Annotated in this window: 13 protein-coding genes; 12 read left to right on the forward strand and 1 reads right to left on the reverse strand. The window is 73.1% G+C overall.

The features are described 5' to 3' along the window. Nucleotides 1–223: 223 nt before the first annotated feature. Nucleotides 224–820, forward strand: a complete 597-nt coding sequence (locus tag ABD339_RS06045) for a DUF3043 domain-containing protein (protein WP_344562902.1) — start codon at nt 224–226, stop codon at nt 818–820. Further along, nucleotides 817–1533 carry a class I SAM-dependent methyltransferase gene (locus ABD339_RS06050; protein ID WP_344563107.1) on the forward strand — a complete coding sequence of 239 codons (717 nt, stop codon included), beginning with the start codon at nt 817–819 and terminating at the stop codon, nt 1531–1533. Before ABD339_RS06045 ends, ABD339_RS06050 begins: the two co-directional genes overlap by 4 nt. A gap of 160 nt (nt 1534–1693) precedes the next feature. Here the strand turns inward: ABD339_RS06050 and ABD339_RS06055 are convergent, their stop codons facing one another. Continuing rightward, nucleotides 1694–1948 carry a hypothetical protein gene (locus ABD339_RS06055; RefSeq protein ID WP_344562904.1) on the reverse strand — a complete coding sequence of 85 codons (255 nt, stop codon included), beginning with the start codon at nt 1946–1948 and terminating at the stop codon, nt 1694–1696. Nucleotides 1949–2164: 216 nt separating this feature from the next. On the opposite strand from ABD339_RS06055, the gene ABD339_RS06060 reads away from it, so the two are divergent. The 10 genes from ABD339_RS06060 (at nt 2165) to aceE (ending at nt 17596) form a co-directional block, all read left to right on the forward strand. Further along, on the forward strand, nt 2165–3370 hold the full coding sequence (locus ABD339_RS06060) for a bifunctional adenosylcobinamide kinase/adenosylcobinamide-phosphate guanylyltransferase (protein WP_344562906.1): 1206 nt from the start codon (nt 2165–2167) through the stop codon (nt 3368–3370). Nucleotides 3371–3481: 111 nt separating this feature from the next. Then, nucleotides 3482–4621, forward strand: coding sequence for a nicotinate-nucleotide--dimethylbenzimidazole phosphoribosyltransferase (locus ABD339_RS06065; protein WP_344562908.1), 1140 nt, complete (start codon nt 3482–3484; stop codon nt 4619–4621). Between the two features lie 182 nt (nt 4622–4803). Beyond that, complete coding sequence (locus tag ABD339_RS06070) at nt 4804–6546, forward strand: phosphatidylglycerol lysyltransferase domain-containing protein (protein WP_344562910.1); 1743 nt, start codon at nt 4804–4806, stop codon at nt 6544–6546. Between the two features lie 19 nt (nt 6547–6565). Then, nucleotides 6566–7282 (forward strand): hypothetical protein, encoded by a 717-nt coding sequence (locus tag ABD339_RS06075; protein WP_344562912.1) that lies wholly within the window; start codon nt 6566–6568, stop codon nt 7280–7282. Between the two features lie 11 nt (nt 7283–7293). Continuing rightward, a complete protein-coding gene (locus ABD339_RS06080; RefSeq protein WP_344562914.1) occupies nt 7294–8094 on the forward strand; it encodes an adenosylcobinamide-GDP ribazoletransferase in 801 nt (266 codons plus the stop codon). A gap of 284 nt (nt 8095–8378) precedes the next feature. Next, nucleotides 8379–9971, forward strand: a complete 1593-nt coding sequence (locus ABD339_RS06085; RefSeq protein WP_344562918.1) for a leucyl aminopeptidase — start codon at nt 8379–8381, stop codon at nt 9969–9971. A 377-nt stretch (nt 9972–10348) separates the two neighbouring features. Next, nucleotides 10349–11755, forward strand: a complete 1407-nt coding sequence (gene lpdA, locus ABD339_RS06090; protein WP_344562920.1) for a dihydrolipoyl dehydrogenase — start codon at nt 10349–10351, stop codon at nt 11753–11755. 58 nt (nt 11756–11813) lie between these two features. Next, the gene (gene sucB, locus ABD339_RS06095) at nt 11814–13631 is read left to right on the forward strand and encodes a 2-oxoglutarate dehydrogenase, E2 component, dihydrolipoamide succinyltransferase (RefSeq protein ID WP_344562922.1); all 1818 of its coding nucleotides are present in this window, start codon (nt 11814–11816) and stop codon (nt 13629–13631) included. Between the two features lie 240 nt (nt 13632–13871). Next, entirely contained in the window at nt 13872–14501 is a 630-nt protein-coding gene (locus ABD339_RS06100; RefSeq protein ID WP_344562924.1) for a GntR family transcriptional regulator, read from the forward strand. A 389-nt stretch (nt 14502–14890) separates the two neighbouring features. After that, nucleotides 14891–17596, forward strand: a complete 2706-nt coding sequence (aceE, locus tag ABD339_RS06105) for a pyruvate dehydrogenase (acetyl-transferring), homodimeric type (RefSeq protein WP_344562926.1) — start codon at nt 14891–14893, stop codon at nt 17594–17596. Nucleotides 17597–17681: the final 85 nt, after the last annotated feature.

Consider the following 17681-nt stretch of genomic DNA (forward strand, 5'->3'; position numbering starts at 1 on the left):
TCGTAACGGACTCAAGCCCTCGGCACATATACAGACCCCAGGGTACGGGGCCTTGTTCCATTACCGCACCGTTCCAGCGTGGATGCGCTCCTCCTGTAGGACGATCAGGAGCGTGACCTCTCCGGCGCAGGGAGTAGGCGGCACTCAGCAGTGAGGACGGGCGTTGCGGGATCGTGCCCCCGGCGACTGGGGCCCACTCCTGACGACACCGTACTCTTGCAGTGTGTTCCGAAGCCGTTCGAAAGAAGGTCAGACCGCGTCACCCCAGGTGAGCGCGGCCGAGACCAAGCAGACCCGCGACCCCGAGGCGCCCAAGGGCCGCCCCACCCCCAAGCGCAGCGAGGCTCGGGGGCCACGGCGCTCCATGGCCTCGACGCCGATGAACCGCAAGGACGCCGTCAAGCGTCAGCGGGAGGCCCGGCGCGCCGACATGGCGAAGCAGCGCGAAGCGCTGGCCAGCGGCGACGAGCGCTACCTGCCCGCCCGCGACAAGGGCCCGGTGCGGCGCCTGGCGCGGGACTTCGTGGACTCGCGGTTCAGCGTGGCGGAGTTCTTCCTGCCCATGGCCGTGGTCATCCTCGTGCTGAGCATGCTCCCCTCGCTCCAGCTCAAGAACATCTCGCTGGTGCTGTGGCTCGTGGTGATCCTGTTGATCATCGTGGACTCGATCGGCGTGGCCGTACGCCTCAAGAAGCGGCTGCGGGAGCGCTACCCCGACGAGCCCAAGCGCGGCGCCGTCGCCTACGCGCTGATGCGGACCCTCCAGATGCGCCGGATGCGCCTGCCCAAGCCGCAGGTCGCTCGCGGCGAGAAGCCCTGATCCGGCAGGAGCTGCTCGCCCGGCAGCTCGATGAGGGCATCGCCGCTCACTTCGAGGTGGGGCGCCGGCTCCGGGTACTCGACGTCGGGCTGGGCGAGGGCAACCAGTCGCTGCGGCTCGTGCGCGCCGGGCACCAGGTCACCGGCCTGGAGTCCGATCCGGCGCTGCTGGACCGGGTGCGGGGTTCGCTGGAGCGGGAGCCGGAGGGCATACGCGAGCGGTTCCGTGTCGTGCCCGGAAGCGGCCAGGACACGGGCGCGCACTTCCTCCCCGGTACCTTCGACGTGGTGCTCTGCCACGACGTACTGGACCAGGCCCGCGACCCGCACAGCACGCTGGCCGGGCTCGCCCGGGTGCTGGACGCGGGCGGGCTGCTCTCGGTGGTGATACCGAACGTGACGGCGCGGGCGATGCGTCCCGGGCTGGCCGGGGACTGGCAGGGGACGCTGCGGGCCCTGGGCGGCCCGGCCGCCGAGGGGGCCGAGGACCCGGACCGTTTCCTGCGGCTGGAGTCGCTGACGTCGTTCCTGGCGCGGATCGGTGTGCCGCTGGTGCGGTGGTACGGGGTGGGGGTCTTCGCGCCGGGCGCCGCAGAAGATGCTGAGAACGCCGAGAACGCCGAGGCCAGGGTGGACGCCGAGGAGCGGGCCGGGCGCACCGACCCCTACCGTGCGGTGGCGGCCTCGCTGCACCTGTGCGGGGCACGCGGCTGATACGGGGCGCCGGGAGCTGAGGGGCTGGAGCCACACGGGAGTCCTTGACGACCGTCACCGGTTGAACCGGTGACGGTTGCGGACCGGGCCCCCGGCCCTACACCGGGGGCCCGTCCGCTTCGGTCAGTGCACATCGGCCCCGCAGGTCAGCGGGCGGGGCTCACTCGACGGCGCCCGTGCCCTCGGCGACCTCCGTCTCCTCGCCGCCCGAGGTCTGCGCGTGCAGGCTCATGGGGCCGTAGACGGTGGCGCCGTCCTCCAGCAGGGTCACCTGATCGGCTCCTCCGTCCAGCAGGTCCTTCCACACCTCGCCGATCCACGATTCCGCGTCCCCCTGGGTGGGGAACTCCTCGGGCTGGACCGCCGGTTCCGTCTCCGAGCCGTCGGACTTCTCGAACCGCCACGTCCACGCCATCAGTGCCTCCCGAGATCGCCGGTTGCTCCCGGAAGCGTAAGCGCTCCGCCAGAGGTCCGGTACGCGGTCCGCGGGAGAGCCGTGGCTTGTCGCGCAGTTCCCCGCGCCCCTTCGGGGCGCTCCCGAACCGCACCTGACTTCCCCGGCCCGCACCGGTCCCCGGCCCGCACCGGTCCCCTGTGCGCACGCGGCGGCGGGTCGCGAGACGATCGGGGGGTGGAACTCACTCTGCTCGGCACCGGCGAGCCCGCCGGACTCCCCCGACCCGACTGCCCCTGCGCGCGCTGCGCCGCCGCCACCGGCGAGGAGGCGCGGGCGGCGACCGCGCTGCTGATCGACGGCACCCTGCTGCTCGATCTGACCCCGGGGCCCGCCTTCGCCGCCGCGCGGGCCGGGCAGACACTCAGCGGGGTACGCCAGGTCCTGCTCTCCCACCCGCACGACGGACCCGCGCTGGAGGTGCCGGCCGGACTGCCCGCGCCCGTGCGGGTCGCGGACCGGCAGGAGCTGGCGCTCATCAGCGGGCACCGGGTGCGGGCGCTGGCGCTGGACGCGCCGGGCACCGGCTACGAGGTGACCGGGCCCGGCGGGGAGCGGCTGCTGTACCTGCCGCCGGGCACGGCGCCCGCCGGGGTCGGGGAGGCGGGCCGGCCGGGTCCCTCGTACGACATGGTGCTGCTGGACGTGCTCGGGCGGCCCGACGCGCTGGCGCGGCTGCGCGCGGTGGACGCCGTGGACGCGGCCACCGACGTACTGGCCGTCCACCTCGGGCACGACGGCGCGCCGGGCCCCGAACTGCACCGCCGGCTGGCCGCCGCAGGTGCCCGCGCGGTGCCGGACGGCACGACGCTCGCGGTCGGCGCCTACCACGCGGTCCCCGACGTGCCGCGCCGCACCCTCGTGCTGGGCGGGGCGCGCTCGGGCAAGTCGATGGAGGCGGAACGGAGGCTGGCTGCGTTCCCCGGCGTGGTGTACGTGGCCACCGGGGGCAGCCGCGAGGGCGATCCGGAGTGGGGCGACCGGGTGGCCGAGCACCGGGAGCGGCGCCCGGCGTCCTGGCGTACCGAGGAGACGTGCGACCTGGTGCCGCTGCTGGCGGCGGACGGGCCGCCGCTGCTGATCGACTGTCTGTCGCTGTGGCTGACGCATGAGATGGACGAGTTGGAGGCGTGGGACGACACTCTGTGGGCCAAGGGCGGCGCGGGCCGGCTGCGGGAGCGGGTCGGCGCGCTGGTGGCGGCGGTACGGGCCACGCGGCGGCGGATCGTGGCCGTCAGCAACGAGGTGGGCTCCGGGGTGGTGCCCGCCACCCCTGCCGGGCGGCGCTTCCGCGACGAACTGGGCCGCCTGAACGCGGCGTTCGCCGCCGAGTGCGAGCATGTGCTGCTCACCGTGGCGGGCATCGCCACCCCGCTGCGCTGAGTGCCGGGCCGCGCCGGGGCTCAGGCGGCGCCGGGGTGCCGCACGGGGTGGCGCACAGCCTGCCGTACGGGGTGGTGAAGGGCGGGTGGGCGTCACGTACGCTCAGCGACCATGAGTGAGCGCCTGGACCTGGACGACTTCTCCGACCTCATCGAGCGCCCCCACGGGAGGCTGCGCCGGGAGGCCGAGGAGCGTCGGACGCTGACCGGACTGCCGCCGCAAGCCCTGGGGCGGCTGGACGAGTTGGGCGAGTGGCTCGGCTCGGCGCAGGCCCGGGTGCCGGTACGCCCCGTTGCCGCGCCCCGGCTGGTGGTCTTCGCCGGTGACCACGGCGTGGCCGCACAGGGCGTCTCGGCCCGCGCCGCCGGAACCGCCGTCGAACTGGTGCGGGAGATGCTGGAGGGCGCCTCGCCCGCAGCGGTGCTGGCCCGGCGCTTCGAGGTACCGGTGCGCGTGGTGGACATGGCGCTGGACTGCGCCCCGGACGAGCTGCCCACCGAGGTGACCCGGCACCGGGTGCGCCGTTCCTCGGGCCGGCTGGACACCGAGGACGCGCTGACACCCGAGGAGGCCGAGGAGGCGTTCCGCGCGGGCATGGCCGTCGCCGACGAGGAGGCCGACGCCGGCACCGATCTGGTGGTGCTCGGTGACCTGAGCGTGGGCGGCACCACGGCGGCCGGGACGCTGATCGCCGCGCTGTGCGGCACGGACGCCTCGGTGGTGACCGGACGCGGCGGGGGCGGCATCGACGATCTGACGTGGATGCGCAAGTGTGCCGCGATCCGGGACGGGCTTCGCAGGGCCAGGCCGGTACTGGGCGACCAGCTCCAGCTGCTGGCCACGGTCGGCGGCGCCGACCTGACCGCGATGACGGGCTTCCTCCTCCAGTCGGCGGTGCGGCACACGCCGGTCATCCTGGACGGAGTGGTCTCGGCGGCGTGCGCGCTGGTGGGCCAGCGGGTCGCCTTCCGGGCCCCGGACTGGTGGCTGGCGGGCCAGACCACCGGCGAACCCGCGCAGGCCAAGGCGCTGGACCGGCTGGCCCTCGATCCGCTGCTCGACCAGGGCGTCGCGGTGGGCGGCGGCACCGGGGCACTGCTGGCGCTGCCGCTGGTGCGCGCCGCGGCGGCGCTGGCCGCCGAGCTGCCGGCCGGTGAGCCCGGCGAGCCCGATGGGAGCGCGCCCGGCGACGCGGAAGACGCGGGGGCGGACTCCACACCGGGTGGCCGGGGCGCGGTGGACGCCACCTGAGCCCCAGGGCCGTACCAGAGCTGAGCCCGGGGCCGTACGGAAGCTGAGCCCAGGGCCGGTACGGGGCGCGGACGCCGCGCCGCCGCGAACCACCGGCACCCCGCCGCGCACGGCCACCCGCCGTGCGGGCCCCGCATCGTCCCACTGTCCGTTTCACCCCACATGTCACATATGCTCCCCGCATGGGAGAGCACGTGCCCACATCAGCGCGCCCGGGGGCGCGCGAGTACGCCTCGGCCTTCGTCGTCTGGTATCTGCGGGCCGCCACCGTCGTCAATCTGCTCGGCGCGGTCTGGATCTCCTTCGGACGCGATCTCAAGCGGCACAACGACGGCGACTTCTTCACCCCCCACCTGGTGGCGCCCGGATTCACCGGCGCGCTGTTCGTAGCGGTGCTGGCCGTCACCATGCGGCGGCGCAAGCGCGCGGCGTGGATTCTCAACTTCGCCATGGGGGCCTTGGTCCTGGCGCTCTACACGGCGGTCATGGCGACCTTCCCCCAGCTGCGGACGCACGCGTTCAACTGGCTCTCGTGGTCGCTCACCGCCTTGTTCGTGCTCTGCCTGCTGGCCGGCCGCCGGGAGTTCCCCGCCAAGGGCGATCGCGCCAACCCCCGGCTGGCCCTGGCCGTCGCCTTCGGCGGGCTGCTGGTGACCACCGCTTTGGCCACCGTCCTGGTCACCGTCACCAACCAGTCGCCGCAGGGCAGCCGCTCGGACCTGGGCAGCCGGATGGCGTACGCGGTGGGGCGGCTGGTCTTCATCGCCGGTACCGAGGACCGGGTGGACGGCATCATCATCCCCGGCTGGGTCGATGTGTTCATCAACATCATGGCCGCGCTGCTGTTCCTGCTCGTCCTGCTGGCCGCCTTCCGCTCGCGCCGCGCGACCCCGCCCATGACCGCCGAGGACGAGGAGCAGCTGCGGCGGCTGCTGGCGCAGCACGGCGAGCGCGACTCCCTCGGCTACTTCGCGCTGCGCCGGGACAAGAGCGTCATCTGGTCCCCCACCGGGAAGGCCGCCATCGCCTACCGCGTCGTCGGCGGCGTCTCCCTCGCCTCCGCCGATCCCATCGGGGACCCCGAAGCCTGGCCCGGCGCCATCGACGCCTGGCTCGCCGAGGCCGAGGAGCACGCCTGGTCGCCCGCCGTGATGGGTGCCGGCGAGGTCGCGGGCACCGTCTACGCCCGGCACGGCCTGGCCGCGCTCGAACTGGGCGACGAAGCGATCGTGGAGACCGGGGACTTCACCCTGGAGGGCCGCGCGATGCGGGCCGTGCGGCAGGCGTACAACCGGGTGCAGCGCGCCGGGTACCAGGTGCGGGTCCGGCGCCACCAGGACATCCCGCCCGCCGAGATGGCCTGGCTGACCCAGCGCGCCGAGCGGTGGCGCGACGGGGAGAACGAGCGGGGTTTCTCCATGGCGCTCGGCCGGCTCGGGGACCCTTCCGACGGGCACTGCGTGATGGTCGAGTGCCGCGACTCCCAAGGCAGGCTGCGCGCGCTGCTCTCGTTCGTGCCCTGGGGACGCGAGGGGCTCTCGCTGGACTTGATGCGCCGCGACCGTGCGGCGGAGAACGGGCTGGTGGAGTTCGCCGTCCTGGAGCTGATCCAGCGTGCCCACGAGGTGCACGTCACCCAGATCTCGCTGAACTTCGCGATGTTCCGCTCCGTCTTCGAACGCGGGGCGCAGCTGGGCGCCGGGCCCGTGCTGCGGCTGTGGCGCTCGCTGTTGAGCTTCTTCTCGCGCTGGTGGCAGATCGAGTCGCTCTACCGCGCCAATGTGAAATACCGGCCGGTGTGGGAGCCGCGCTTCATCCTGTTCGCCAAGAGCAGCGAGCTGCCCAGGATCGGCTTCGCCGGCGCGGTCGCCGAGGGCTTCTTGGACATCCCCCTCGTCTCCCGCTTCATGAGGCGCACCCCGTGAGCGGCCCGGAGACCCCCAGGTGAGCGGCCCGGCCGCCGCCCGCGCCTGGGCGCTGGAGGCCGTACGGCGCGAGTGGCTGCCGCTGTGCCGGGACGCGCGGGACACGCTGGCGGCGCGCAAGGCCGCGGCCCTGCCCGTCACCCTCGGCTGCCTGTGTCTGGCCCTCGCCTTCCAGCTGTGGCAGGACTCCGGCCCCGGGGGGCACGCCATGGTGCACCGGCTCGGCGGGATCTCGGCGGGGCTGCCCTGGTGGGAGGCCCTGGCCCGCACACCCCTTTCGCTGTTCGTCCCGGCCGCCGACCTGCCGCTGTGGGGCGCGCTGGTCCAGGTGCTCGTCCTCTTCGGCCTCGCGGAGGCCACCGTGGGGTCCGCGCCCACGCTGGCGGTCGCCTACCTGGGGACGCTCGCCGGTACGTGGTACGCCCGGCTGGGCATCGCGCTCGGGCCCGGGTTCCCCGTCCTGGGGCTGCCTGCCGATACCGCCGCCATCCATGACACCGGCCCCTCGGCGGCCGTCGTGGCGCTGGTCGCGTATGTGGCCTGGTGCTACCGCGCGTGGCTCACCTGCGTGCTGGTGGTGCTGGCGATGGCCGCCGAGTACGCGCTGATGCCGAACCTCGCCGCGCGCGAACACCTGGCCGCCGTGGGCCTGGTGCTGGTGCTGTGCGCGCTGCGGGTGCTGCGCCCGCCCCGCGGACTCCGCCCGGCCCCTCGCCCGCGAGCGGCCCCCGGGTAGCCTGCACCCTCGTGAACAGCCCCCCGCCCGGTGCCGAGCGCGCCTCACTCGCCGAGGGCGTGCGGTTCGCCCTCGGCACGCTGACGCTGCTGCCGGTACGGGTCACCCGCTGGGACCGCCCCGCCGCGCGCCGGGGCATGGAGTGCGCCCCGCTGGCCGGGCTCGTGGTGGGGCTCGCCGCCTCGGCCGTCGCCACCGCGCTGCTGGTGTGCGGGGCCTCGGCGCTGCTCGCCGGGGCCGTGGCGGTGGCCGTGCCCGCCGTGCTCACCCGGGGCCTGCACCTGGACGGGCTGGCCGATGTCGCCGACGGGCTGGGCAGCGGCAAGCCCGCCGAAGAGGCCCTGCGGATCATGAAGCGGTCCGACATCGGCCCGTTCGGCGTCGTCACCCTCGTCCTTGTGCTGCTGGGGCAGGCCGCCGCGCTGGCTTCGCTCTACGGCGCGGGCTGGGCGGCCGGCGCGGCGGGGTGTGTCCTCGCGGCGCTGACGGGCCGCACGGCGCTGACCCTCGCCGCGCGGGAGGGGGTGCCGGCCGCCCGGAGCGGAGGGCTGGGCGCGGCCGTCGCCGGGGCGGTGCCCCGGACCGGCGCGCTGCTGGTGGCGGGCGCCGTCCTCGTTCTCGCCGCCGCGAGCGGACTCCCGGATCCGGGCAGGGCACTTGGCGCCGTGGCCGCCGCCGCGCTGGGGCTGGGGGCTTCCCAACTGCTGCTGCGGCACTGCCTGCGGCGGTTCGGCGGGGTGACCGGCGATGTCTTCGGCGCGCTCGCCGAGACCGCCGCGACGGTGACCCTCGTCGCGCTGACCGTTCTGTGACCGCTTGCCGCCGTCGCGGCGGTCCGCCGCGACGGCGGGGACGGCGGGGGCACAGCCCGGAGGTGACGCGCCGGCGGCACTCCCCACCCCTCAAACACTCGACGGGTACGGTCAGTTGGAGACCGCCGGGCCGTACCCGCCCCCGCCGCGCCGTCGCGCCGGGCAGGAAGCGGGTCGCGATACCGGCCCGCAAGGCGGGCAGAGGCGGGCATACGATGCCCGAAGCGTCGGAAGCCGTTGGCGTATCCCCTTCGGCCACTTCAAGGAAGAAGGTCACTCCCACCGTGTCAGCACTGACTCTCAGCACCTCGTCCGCGGCGGCACTGCGCGCGGACGCCGTCGTCGTCGGTATCGCCAAGGCGTCGTCGTCGGACAAGGCCGCCAAGGCCGCCGTCGTGGTCGCCCCCGGCGGCGAGACCGTGGACAAGGCGTTCGGCGGCAAGCTCGCCGCGACGCTGGAGACGCTCGGCGCCGGCGGCGGCGAGGGAGAGGTCACCAAGCTCCCGGCGCCGGCCGATGGCCTGAAGTCTCCCGTCGTCGTGGCCGTCGGCCTCGGGCAGGCGCCGGACAAGAAGGGCGCGTACGAGCCCGAGACGCTGCGCCGGGCCGCCGGTGCCGCGGCGCGCGCCCTGGCCGGGACGAAGAAGGCCGGCTTCGCGCTGCCCGCCGGGGACGCGGAGTCGGTGGCCGCCGTCGCCGAGGGCGCGCTGCTGGGCGCCTACTCCTTCACCGCCTACCGGGGCAAGGAGGACAAGGCGCGTCCGCAAAAGAACGAGAAGGACCAGAAGTCGCAGAAGGCCAAGGGCGCGGGCAAGGACGCGCCGCTGGCCGAGATCGCCCTGCTGGGTGCCAAGCCGCGGGACAAGGCGCACAAGGCCGCCGCCGACCGCGCGCTCGTCCTCGCCGAAGAGGTGCACCGCGCCCGCGACCTGGTCAACACCCCTGCCAACGGCCTGAACCCCAAGACCTTCGCCGCCGAGGCCAAGGCCGCGGCCAAGGAGCACGGCCTCACCGTCGAGGTGCTGGACGAGAAGGCACTGGCCAAGGGCGGCTACGGCGGCATCCTCGGCGTGGGTGTGGGCTCGGCGCAGCCGCCGCGGCTGGTGCGGATCGGCTACACCCACCCGAAGGCCAAGAAGTCCGTCGCGCTGGTCGGCAAGGGCATCACCTACGACTCGGGCGGCATCTCCCTCAAGCCCGCCGGTCACAACGAGACGATGAAGTGCGACATGAGCGGCGCCGCCGCCGTCTTCGCGGCCGTCGTCGCCGCGGCCCGGCTGGGGCTGAAGGCCAACGTCACCGGCTGGCTGGCGCTGGCCGAGAACATGCCCTCGGGTTCGGCCACCCGCCCCGGCGACGTGCTGACCATGTACAGCGGCAAGACCGTCGAGGTGCTCAACACCGACGCCGAGGGCCGGCTGGTGCTGGCGGACGCGCTGACCCGCGCCTGCGAGGAGAAGCCGGACGCACTGCTGGACGTGGCGACGCTGACCGGCGCGATGATGGTGGCGCTGGGCTCCCGCACCTTCGGGATCATGGCGAACGACGACGCGTTCCGCACCGCCGTGCACGAGGCGGCCGAGGAGGCGGGCGAGGGCGCCTGGCCGATGCCGATGCCCGCCCACCTGCGCAAGGACATCGACTCCCCGACCGCCGACATCGCCAACGTGGGGGGCCGCATGGGCGGTGGCCTGCTGGCCGGCGTCTTCCTGAACGAGTTCGTGACCGAGGGCACCGCCTGGGCACACCTGGACATCGCGGGCCCGGCCTTCAACGAGGCGGCACCGTTCGGCTACACACCCAAGGGCGGCACCGGCTCCGCCGTGCGCACGCTCGTACGGCTCGTGGAGCGCACCGCCACCGGGGAGACCGCGTGACGCGACAGGCCGCGTGACGGGAGACAGCGTGACCGGAGACAGTGTGACGCACGCGACCATGTGACGCGCTGCTGACGGCGCGTGCGCACAGCTCCGCCGCACAGCTCCGTCGCGCGGCTGACCGGCACGGTCACCGACGGCAGGCCCACGGCCCCGTTCGCTCTCGGCGATCGGGGCCGTGGACCTGGGGCCCTACTTTCAGGTACTGGGGGCCCGCGTCCCGGTTTCCCGCAACAAGTGCGAAGATGGTTTCCCGGCAGGACAGGGCCCCCGCACGGCTTGGCAGCAGCCAATCCGCTGACAACAGGGCCGAGCAGACGACAGCAGCGGCCGAACCTCAAGCCGCCCGGTCACAGGAGACCGGTTACGGCGTACCCATGCATGGAGGACGTGACGTGGCGAACGACGCCAGCACCGTTTTCGACCTAGTGATCCTCGGAGGCGGTAGCGGTGGCTATGCCGCTGCCTTTCGCGCCGCGCAGCTCGGTCTGGATGTCGCCCTCATCGAGAAGGACAAGGTGGGCGGCACCTGCCTGCACCGGGGCTGCATCCCGACCAAGGCGCTCCTGCACGCCGGCGAGATCGCCGACCAGTCGCGGGAGAGCGCCGAGTTCGGTGTCAAGAGCTCCTTCGAGGGCATCGACATGGCCGGTGTCCACAAGTACAAGGACGGCGTGATCTCGGGGCTCTACAAGGGCCTCCAGGGTCTGGTCTCCTCCCGCAAGGTGACGTATGTGGAGGGCACCGGGCGCCTGTCGTCACCGACCTCCGTGGACGTCAACGGGCAGCGCTACGAGGGCCGGCACATCCTGCTGGCGACCGGCTCGGTGCCCAAGTCCCTGCCGGGTCTGACCATCGACCACCAGCGCATCATCAGCTCCGACGACGCGCTGGTCCTGGACCGGGTCCCGAAGAACGCGATCATCCTGGGCGGCGGCGTCATCGGCGTCGAGTTCGCCTCCGTATGGAAGTCCTTCGGCACGGACGTGACCGTGATCGAGGGCCTCAAGCACCTGGTGCCGGTCGAGGACGAGAACAGCTCCAAGCTCCTGGAGCGGGCCTTCCGCAAGCGGGGCATCAAGTTCAACCTCGGCACCTTCTTCGACAAGGCCGAGTACACCGATGACGGTGTCAAGGTCACCCTGGCCGACGGCAAGGAGTTCGAGGCCGAGGTGCTGCTGGTCGCCATCGGCCGCGGCCCCGTCTCGGAGGGCCTGGGCTACGAGGAGGCCGGGGTCGCGATGGACCGCGGCTTCGTCACCGTCGATGAGTACTGCCGCACCAGCGTGCCGACGGTCTCCGCGGTCGGTGACCTCATCCCGACCCTCCAGCTCGCGCACGTCGGCTTCGCCGAGGGCATCCTCGTCGCCGAGCGGCTCGCCGGGCTGAACCCGGTGCCGGTGGACTACGCCGGGGTGCCGCGGGTGACCTACTGCAACCCGGAGGTGGCCTCCGTCGGCCTCACCGAGGAGCAGGCCAAGGAGCGGTACGGCGCGGACAAGATCGTCACGCTCAAGTACAACCTCGCGGGCAACGGCCGTAGCAAGATTCTGAAGACCACGGGCGAGGTCAAGCTCGTCCAGGTCCGCGACGGTGCCGTGGTCGGCGTCCACATGGTCGGTGACCGCATGGGTGAGCAGGTCGGCGAGGCCCAGCTCATCTACAACTGGGAGGCGCTGCCCGCCGAGGTGGCCCAGCTCATCCACGCCCACCCGACGCAGACGGAGGCACTCGGCGAGGCGCACCTCGCGCTGGCCGGGAAGCCGCTGCACTCCCACGACTGATCACCGAGTCCGTCAGGGCGCGACCCATCCGCACAGCTTTTAAGGAGCACCAGAAACCATGGCGGTTTCCGTAACCCTGCCGGCGCTCGGCGAGAGCGTCACCGAGGGCACCGTCACCCGCTGGCTGAAGGCCGAGGGTGAGCACATCGAGGCCGACGAGCCGCTGCTGGAGGTGTCCACCGACAAGGTCGACACCGAGATCCCGGCCCCCGCCTCCGGAACGCTGGCCTCCATCAAGGTGGCCGAGGACGAGACGGTCGAGGTCGGCGCCGAGCTGGCCGTCATCGGCGCGGCCTCTGGCACCCCGGCCCCCGGCGCCCCGGCCGCCGAGCCGGCGCAGGAGGCCGCCCCGGCCCCCGAGCCGCAGGCCGCACCCGCGCCGCAGGCCCCCGCACAGCCCGAGCCCGCCGCGGCCCCGGCGCCCGCCGCCGGTTCGGCCGAGGGCACCGAAGTGGTACTGCCCGCGCTGGGCGAGTCCGTCACCGAGGGCACCGTCACCCGCTGGCTCAAGCAGGTCGGCGAGGAGGTGGCCGAGGACGAGCCGCTGCTGGAGGTGTCCACCGACAAGGTCGACACCGAGATCCCGGCTCCGACGGCGGGCACGCTGCTGGAGATCGTGGTCGGCGAGGACGAGACGGCCGAGGTCGGCGCGAAGCTGGCCGTCATCGGCGCGGCCGGTGCCGCTCCGGCGCAGGCCGAGGCCCCCGCCCAGCCCGCCCCGGCACAGGCCCCCGCCCCGCAGCAGGCGGCGCCCGCGCAGGAGCAGCCCGCTCTCGCGCAGCCGGCCGCACCGCAGACGCCCCCGGAGCCGACCCCGGCCCAGCCGGCGCCCGCCCAGCCCGCCGCACCCACGCAGCCGGCCCCCACGCAGCCGGCCCCGGCGCAGCCCGCTCCGGCGGCCACCGCGCCCGCGGCTCCCGCCGCCCAGGTTCCGGCCGCGGCGCCCGAGAACGACGGCGCCTACGTCACGCCGCTGGTGCGCAAGCTGGCGGCCGAGCAGGGTGTGGACCTCTCCTCGGTGCGCGGCACCGGGGTGGGCGGCCGGATCCGCAAGCAGGACGTCATCGCGGCGGCCGAGTCCGCCAGGCAGGCGCCCGCCGCGGCCCCGGCGGCCTCCTCCGCGGCTGCGAAGTCGCCCAAGCTGGAGGCTTCGCCGCTGCGCGGCCAGACGGTCAAGATGCCGCGTATCCGCAAGCTCATCGCGGACAACATGATGAAGGCGCTGCACAGCCAGGCGCAGCTGTCCACCGTGGTCGAGGTGGACGTCACCCGCGTGATGAAGCTGCGGGCCCGCGCCAAGGACGCCTTCGCGGCGCGTGAGGGCGTCAAGCTCTCCCCGATGCCGTTCTTCGTTCAGGCGGCGGCCGAGGCGCTCAAGGCGCACCCGGCGGTCAACGCGCGGCTGAACGACGACGGCACCATCACGTACCACGACGTGGAGAACGTCGGTATCGCGGTGGACTCGGAGAAGGGCCTGATGGTCCCGGTCATCAAGGAGGCCGGGAACCTCAACCTGGCGGGCATCGCCCGCAAGACCGCCGAGTTGGCCAAGAAGGTCCGCGAAGGCGGCCTGGGCCCGGACGACATGTCCGGCGGCACGTTCACGATCAGCAACACCGGGTCGCGGGGCGCGCTCTTCGACACGATCATCGTGAACTACCCGCAGGTGGCCGAGCTGGGCATCGGTGCGACGGTGCGCCGCCCGATGGTCGTCAACCACCCGGACCTGGGCGAGACCATCGCGATCCGCGACATGGTCTACCTGACGCTCTCCTACGACCACCAGCTGGTGGACGGTGCCGATGCCGCCCGCTACCTGGCGGACGTCAAGGCCCGCCTGGAGGCAGGCGAGTTCGAGGGCGAGCTGGGTCTGTAGCCGCGGCCCCGGCCGACCGCCGGGTCCGCTCGCACATGACGGTGCCCCCGCCCTCCGGTGAATTCCACGGGCGGGGGCACCGTCATGTCGCGGTAGTCGCGGTACGCGAACGCGGGCGCGAGCACTCCAGCATGTGACTCCACTGCGGTGACGGATCACTCACCGTACGCAGTGGCACCGCGTGCCGGGTCAGGTCGTATCGTCTAGGGGCCCCACCCTCTCGTCGCGAGGAGTCCCCTCATGACCCCGCCCGTCGTCCAGTCGCTGCGCGAGCAGATCCGCGAGCACATCGTGGAGGGGATCGTCAGTGGCCGCTGGAAGCCGGGCGAGCGGATCGTGGAGCGCCGGATCGCGGTGGAGCTGGAGGTCAGCCAGACCCCGGTGCGCGAGGCCCTGCGGGAGCTGGAGACGCTGCGGCTGATCGAGTCGGCGCCGAACAAGGGCGTCCGGGTCAAGGAGCTGTCGGCCGCCGACCTGGAGGAGATCTACCCGGTCCGGGCGGGCCTGGAGCAGATCGCGGCGGAGCTGGCGGCCCCCCGGCTGGCAGGCGACGCCTCCGCGCTGCGCCCGCACGTCGAGGCCCTGTACGAGGCCGACCGGCTCGGCGACGGGGAGGCGCAGGTGCGGCACACGGTGGCCTTCCACCGCGAGCTGGTGCGCGCGGCGGGCAACAGCGTGCTGCTGCACACCTGGGAGGGCCTGGGGATCGAGGTGTGGACCGCGCTGTCGATCCGCTGGCTGGGGACGGTGCAGCAGTCGTACGCGGAAGAGCACGAGGCGGTGCTGGCCGCCATCGAGCGCCGCGATCCGGCCATCGGTCCCCTGGTCAAGGCCCACGTGCTGGGCTGCGCCCCGGCTCCCCGTTCGTAGCCCGCGCGGCAGGCGGCGGAAGGCACACCCCGACAGGACGCCGAGAGGCCCCTGGACACTCCGGGAGGGGCCGTCCGAGAGGTCCCGCGACCGCCCCCCAGGGCCCCCAGGAGGGACCCGGAGCGTGCTCCTGGGGGCAGGGAAGCGTGCTCTTCGGAGGGTGCGGGCCCGGCCGGAAATACCTGGCACAGAGTGCCCTGTTTCGGGGCACGGAATGCCAATTTCGGTGAGCGGACGGTTTTTACTCGGACATCCTTTGATCGATCATCGATCACAGGCGTACAGTCCCTTCGTTGGGTGCCCCCTGTCCTGCCCGTCAGGGTCCACAACCCACCGCACAACGCCCCCGTGACCCGTCCGAGGGCCCCCACGTCCGGAAGGTGGCCACCATGCCCGATCCCGTACGCCCGCCGTATCCGAGCGAGCTGGACCAGCTCCCGGACCGTGATCCCCAGGAGACCGGCGAGTGGCGCGAGTCGCTCGACGCTGTCACCGACCACGCGGGCGGCGACCGTGCCGCATACCTGGTACGTCGAACCGTCGAGCACGCCCGGCACAGCGGGCTGAACGTGCCCGGCCTGCTGGAGACGGACTACGTCAACACCATTCCCACCTCGGCCGAACCGGAGTTCCCGGGCGACGAGGCGCTGGAATCCCGCATCACCGCCTGGAACCGTTGGAACGCCGCCGCCATGGTCACCCGTGGCAGCCGCTCCGGCCTCGGCGGCCACATAGCGACCTTCGCCTCGGCGGCCTGGCTCTACGAGACCGGCTTCCAGCACTTCTTCCGCGGCAAGGAAGGCGCCGACGGGGGCTCGGGCGACCAGCTCTACGTCCAGGGCCACGCCTCCCCCGGCGTCTACGCCCGCGCCTTCCTCGACGGACGGCTCAGCGAGGACCACCTCGACCGCTTCCGCCAGGAGGCCGGGGGGGAGGGCCTGCCCTCCTACCCGCACCCGCGCCGCCTCCCCTGGCTGTGGGAGTTCCCGACGGTCTCCATGGGCCTGGGCCCGATCTCCGCGATCTACCAGGCGCGCTTCAACAACTACCTGGCCAACCGGGGCATCAAGGACACCGCCAACTCCCACGTGTGGGCGTTCCTCGGTGACGGCGAGATGGACGAGCCGGAGTCGACCGCCTCCCTCGCCCTCGCCGGGCGCGAGCAGCTCGACAACCTCACGTTCGTCATCAACTGCAACCTCCAGCGGCTCGACGGCCCCGTCCGCGCGAACTTCAAGATCGTGCAGGAGCTGGAGGCCCAGTTCCGGGCCGCCGGCTGGAACGTCATCAAAACCCTGTGGGGCGCCTCCTGGGACGAGGTCTTCGCGCTCGACACCACCGGCGCGCTCACCCGCCGCCTGCGCGAGGTGCCCGACGCGCAGTTCCAGACGTACGCCACCCGCGACGCCGCCTACATCCGCGAGCACTTCTTCGGGGCCTCCCCCGCGCTCGCCGAGATCGGCAAGCTCCTGACGGACGACAAGATCATCGAGCTGTTCAAGACCTCCCGCGCCGGCCATGAGCCGCGCAAGGTCTACGCGGCGTACAAGGCGGCCGTCGAACACAAGGGCGCCCCGACGGTGATCCTCGCCCAGACCGTCAAGGGCTGGACGCTCGGCCCCGGCTTCGAGTCGCGCAACGCCAACCACCAGATGAAGAAGCTCACCGGCAAGGAGTTCCGCGCCATGCGGGACCTGCTGGAGCTGCCCATCCCGGACAGCAAGCTCGACGACGACCTGGTGCCCTACATCCACCCCGGCCCCGACTCCCCCGAGGTGCGCTACCTCCAGGAGCGGCGCGCCGCCCTCGGCGGCCCGGCCCCGGCCCGCAAGGTGCACCCGGTCGGGCTGCCCTCCCCCGCCGACAAGCCGTTCGACGCGCTGAAGAAGGGCTCCGGCTCGCAGGAGATCGCCACCACCATGGCGCTGGTCCGGCTGGTCAAGGACCTGATGCGGGAAAAGGAGACCGGCAAGCGCTGGGTGCCGATCGTCCCCGACGAGGCGCGCACCTTCGGCATGGAGTCGCTCTTCCCGTCCGCCGGGATCTACTCCCCGCTCGGCCAGAACTACGACCCGGTCGACCGCGACCAGCTCCTGTACTACAAGGAAGCCAAGGACGGTCAGATCCTCAACGAGGGGATCACCGAAGCCGGTTCGCTGGCGGACTTCACCGCCGCCGCGACGTCGTACGCCACCCACGGCGAGCCGATGATCCCGTTCTACATCTTCTACTCGATGTTCGGGTTCCAGCGCACCGCCGACCAGTTCTGGGCACTCGCCGACCAGCTCGGCCGCGGCTTCGTCATCGGCGCCACGGCCGGCCGCACCACCATGACCGGCGAGGGCCTCCAGCACGCCGACGGCCACTCCCACCTGCTGGCCTCCACCAACCCGGCGGCCGTCTCCTACGACCCGGCGTTCGCCTACGAGGTCGGCGTCATCGTCAAGGACGGCCTGCGCCGCATGTACGGGCCGGACGCGGACCAGCAGGAAGACATCTTCTACTACCTGACGGTCTACAACGAGACCAAGGTCCAGCCGCCCATGCCGTCCGGTGACGGCGTCGAAGAGGGCATCCTCAAGGGCCTCTACCGCTTCCGCGAGGCGGACACGGCGGTGGCCGCCGCCGACGACGCCCCCCGCATCCAGCTGCTGGCCTCCGGTACGGCCATCCACTGGATCCTGGAGGCACAGCGCATCCTCGCCGAGGAGTGGGGCGTCGCCGCCGATGTGTGGTCGGCCCCGTCCTGGACGGAGCTGCGGCGCGAGGCCATGGACTGCGACGCGGCAGCGCTGCGCGGCGAGGCGCGGGTCCCGTATGTGACCCGCGCGCTGGAGGGCGCACCGGGCCCGGTACTGGCCGTCTCCGACTGGATGCGGGCCGTGCCCGACCAGATCTCCCAGTGGGTCGAGCAGGACTGGTCCTCGCTCGGCACGGACGGCTTCGGCCTCTCCGACACCCGGGAGGCCGCGCGCCGTCACTTCGGCGTGGACGCGGAGTCCGTCGTCGTCGCCGCGCTTTCCCGCTTGGCGCTGCGCGGGGATGTGAAGCCGGATGAGGTCCGGCGGGCTGCGGAGAAGTACGGGCTGGCGTAGCCCCCGGCCTCCGGCCGGGGGTGCCCCCAGCCTCCGGCCGGGGGTGCCCCCGTACTCGTCCCGCACCTGGAGGCTTCCGGTCCTT

Origin of the sequence: Streptomyces axinellae (genome assembly GCF_039532135.1) — a bacterium.
In the GTDB taxonomy this organism is placed as follows: domain Bacteria; phylum Actinomycetota; class Actinomycetes; order Streptomycetales; family Streptomycetaceae; genus Streptomyces; species Streptomyces axinellae.

What these genes read in the sequence shown, in the direction of transcription:
- ABD339_RS06055 (WP_344562904.1), bottom strand. Translation starts at nt 1,948, where the DNA reads ATGGCGTGGACGTGGCGGTTCGAGAAGTCCGACGGCTCGGAGACGGAA.
- ABD339_RS06065 (WP_344562908.1), top strand. Translation starts at nt 3,482, where the DNA reads ATGAGTGAGCGCCTGGACCTGGACGACTTCTCCGACCTCATCGAGCGC.
- ABD339_RS06070 (WP_344562910.1), top strand. Translation starts at nt 4,804, where the DNA reads ATGGGAGAGCACGTGCCCACATCAGCGCGCCCGGGGGCGCGCGAGTAC.
- lpdA (WP_344562920.1), top strand. Translation starts at nt 10,349, where the DNA reads ATGCATGGAGGACGTGACGTGGCGAACGACGCCAGCACCGTTTTCGAC.
- sucB (WP_344562922.1), top strand. Translation starts at nt 11,814, where the DNA reads ATGGCGGTTTCCGTAACCCTGCCGGCGCTCGGCGAGAGCGTCACCGAG.
- ABD339_RS06100 (WP_344562924.1), top strand. Translation starts at nt 13,872, where the DNA reads ATGACCCCGCCCGTCGTCCAGTCGCTGCGCGAGCAGATCCGCGAGCAC.
- aceE (WP_344562926.1), top strand. Translation starts at nt 14,891, where the DNA reads ATGCCCGATCCCGTACGCCCGCCGTATCCGAGCGAGCTGGACCAGCTC.